Source organism: uncultured Campylobacter sp. (genome assembly GCF_938045535.1).
GTDB lineage: Bacteria > Campylobacterota > Campylobacteria > Campylobacterales > Campylobacteraceae > Campylobacter_B.
In genome coordinates, this window is the sequence record NZ_CALIMQ010000217.1 from 1 (window position 1) to 2,637 (window position 2,637).

A 2,637-nucleotide genomic window follows, 5' to 3' on the forward strand; every position below is an offset into this window, starting at 1 on the left:
ATGGAACGATCAAAAGCCTAAACATATTTTTCCTTGAATCATCACTTTAAGCCGCGCCTTTTTAAAGACGCTAAAATTTAATCGCGGATTTTAGCAAATTCCGTCTGAATTTTTAATGTATCGCAAGAGTCCCTCGCAGCCGCGTTTGATATCTGCGTAGCAGCGCTCAAAATCGCGCGTGTAGTATGGATCGGCGATTTGTAGGTGTTCGGGATGGGTTAAATTTGAACCGGCGCCTTTTAAATTTAAGCCGGTTTGCTTTGCTGAGCCTTTGAAATTTCGCGCATCGCAGTCTGTAAAATTTTCCCCTGCAAATTCCAAAAGAAATTTTACCTTAGCCATATCCTTACCGCGAAAAATTCGCCCCAGCGAGCGCATATTTTCATCATCCATGCAAAGTATCAGATCGTAGCGCTCGTAGTCTGCGGGCGTGACCTGCACGGCGCGATGCGCTACGAGCGGCACCTTTTGCTCTTTTAGCACGCGCTGCGTTTCGTAATAGGGCGGCGAGCCGATCTCGTCGGTGTGCGTCGCCGCAGAATCTACGCTCACGCGCGCACTTAGGCCGCTTTGATTAATAAAATTTTGCATCACGGACTGCGCCATCGGTGAGCGGCAGATGTTGCCGTGACATACAAAAAGTAGCCTCACGCGCGCCTACTGCGTAATGATGTCGTAGTTTTTGGGGATTGCAGGCTTAAAGATCGCCTCGTTTACCGGCGCGTTTTTGCGGACGTTGCTTAGATTGATGACGACTTTATTATCCATTTTGTCGGTGTAGCTGATCTTACTCGGCAGATCACCCTTTAGCTCGATGAGATATTTCACATCGTCGAAGCTCGCCTCATAAACGCCGTTTTTATTTGGCTTTGCATTCGCTAGGATCGCGGTTAAATTTGGCGTTTCTTTGATATTCGTGATGATAGCTTGCTCGAGTTCGGGCTCGATTACGACGACCTTTGTGAAGCTAAAAAATATATTTTTTATCGTAGGGGTCTTGTAATGCCACACGGCGTTCTCTTTCGTAGCGCTAAAATCGCCGCCGTAGCTGATTTTCGCGTCGTCGCTCTGCACGGTTTGCGAAAAATTTGCGCTCAGCGTATCGAATTCTATCCCGCTTGCGAATGCAAAAATGCAGCTTGCCGCTAAAGAAATAAGAGTTTTTTTCATAAATTTTGCCTTTATTTTTGAAAATTTGCGCGTATTATAGCCGTTTTTCTAGGATTTAATTAAATAGAAACTAAAAATATGTTAATATGCGCGGTTAAAATTTTAAAACTAAGGTTTGAGATGTTTAAAAAGGTCATCCACGGGATTTTTGGTACTAAAAACGATAGGATCGTCAAACAATACGCCAAGCGCGCAGCGCAGATCAGTGCGCTTGAAGAAAACTACGTGGCGATGGACGATGCGGCGCTTAAGGCGGAATTTGAAGCGTTAAGAGCGCAAGTTCGCGCGGGCGAAAAGAGCACGGATGACGTGCTTAACGAAGTATTTGCTATCGTGCGAGAGGCGGGCAAAAGAGTGCTAAATATGCGCCACTTCGACGTTCAGCTAATAGGTGGTTTGGTGCTAAACGACGGCGCGATCGCAGAGATGAAAACAGGCGAAGGAAAGACCCTCGTAGCGACTTTGGCGGTAGTGCTAAATGCGATGGAGGGCGCTTTGAAATATGTGAAAGGATTCTTGGGTCGGGGAGGGTAGTAGTCGTTCGAGCCGAAGACGAACAGTCCAGGCAGCCCGGCGAAGACGGAGAGCGTGCGAAGCAGCGGTGCGACAGCGGCCGAGTGTGCGATGGAGTCTCCTGTGAGGATGAGGAGGTCGGGGTCCTCTCCGGCCAGCTTCTCGATCCAGGCCAGCTTTCGCCGTTGCCAGGCGAGCAGGTGGATGTCCGACAGGTGCAGGATCCTCAGACGCCGGGGGTCGCCGTCGTCTAGGGAAACTGCGTCCTGCGCAGCGGGAGAGAAAGGCCGGTCCGACGCGTCGCCTTGCCTGACAACGGGGGCCTTCGGCGTCGAGGACGTTGAGCCCGCCGCGGCAGCCTGCTCGCCCAAGACGCGAGCTGAAGACGATCTCGGATCCAAAACGAGAGTGCGGCGGCGCAACGCAAACGCCTGAGCCTCGACCAGACTCCACAATCCGGCTGCAAACCCGGCGGCGGTTCCGGCTGCCGCGATTCGGGCGGCCGCCTTGCCCAAGCTCACGGCTTAAGTCCGCGTCGAAGAGGGTAGCTCAGCTTCATCGCGGCTCAGTCGTTTCCGTCGTCGCCTTCGCCGCCGCCGTTGTCGTCATCCTCGTCGTCGTTCTTGTGCTTGGACTGGTCTTCGGAGGGCGTTTGGATCGTTTCGGAGCTGCCGGAACTCTCGCTCGGGGAAACGGAAGACGGGCTGGGGCTGGGCGACTTGCTGCTTGGGCTACTCGAAGGCTGGCTGGACTGCTTGCCGTCGTTGAGGTGCTTGTTGGGCTGGCCTTCGAGGGCAGCCTTTGTGTACGTCGAGAAGATCGTCGCGGGGAAAAGGCCGCCGTAGACCTCTCCGTACCGCTTTCCCTTGATGACGGCGTTGAACATCGTCTTCGTCCCGGACATGTGGCCCTGCCACACGGCGCTGGCCAACTGGGGGGTGTAGCCCATGAACC

The 2,637-nt window shown here is 52.9% G+C and carries 4 protein-coding genes and 1 pseudogene; 1 reads left to right on the plus strand and 4 read right to left on the minus strand.

Features of this window, described 5'->3' with window-relative positions; translation table 11 throughout:
• Positions 1-90: 90 nt before the first annotated feature.
• Both Q0095_RS06670 and lolA read right to left on the minus strand, forming a co-directional pair.
• Positions 91-651, minus strand: coding sequence for a low molecular weight protein-tyrosine-phosphatase (locus Q0095_RS06670; protein ID WP_297882526.1), 561 nt, complete (start codon positions 649-651; stop codon positions 91-93).
• Between the two features lie 6 nt (positions 652-657).
• Complete coding sequence (gene lolA / locus Q0095_RS06675; protein WP_297882528.1) at positions 658-1,170, minus strand: LolA-like outer membrane lipoprotein chaperone; 513 nt, start codon at positions 1,168-1,170, stop codon at positions 658-660.
• 120 nt (positions 1,171-1,290) lie between these two features.
• On the opposite strand from lolA, the pseudogene Q0095_RS06680 reads away from it, so the two are divergent.
• Positions 1,291-1,656, plus strand: a pseudogene (locus tag Q0095_RS06680) (preprotein translocase subunit SecA); the annotation flags it as partial.
• Here the strand turns inward: Q0095_RS06680 and Q0095_RS10280 are convergent.
• Positions 1,551-2,204 (minus strand): metallophosphoesterase, encoded by a 654-nt coding sequence (locus Q0095_RS10280; RefSeq protein ID WP_366806223.1) that lies wholly within the window; start codon positions 2,202-2,204, stop codon positions 1,551-1,553. The pseudogene Q0095_RS06680 and the gene Q0095_RS10280 sit on opposite strands and share 106 nt — an antisense overlap.
• Positions 2,205-2,248: 44 nt before the next feature.
• A partial coding sequence (locus Q0095_RS06685; protein WP_297882529.1) for a hypothetical protein occupies positions 2,249-2,637 on the minus strand: 389 nt, incomplete at its 5' end.

What these genes read in the sequence shown, in the direction of transcription:
- lolA (WP_297882528.1), bottom strand. Translation starts at nt 1,170, where the DNA reads ATGAAAAAAACTCTTATTTCTTTAGCGGCAAGCTGCATTTTTGCATTC.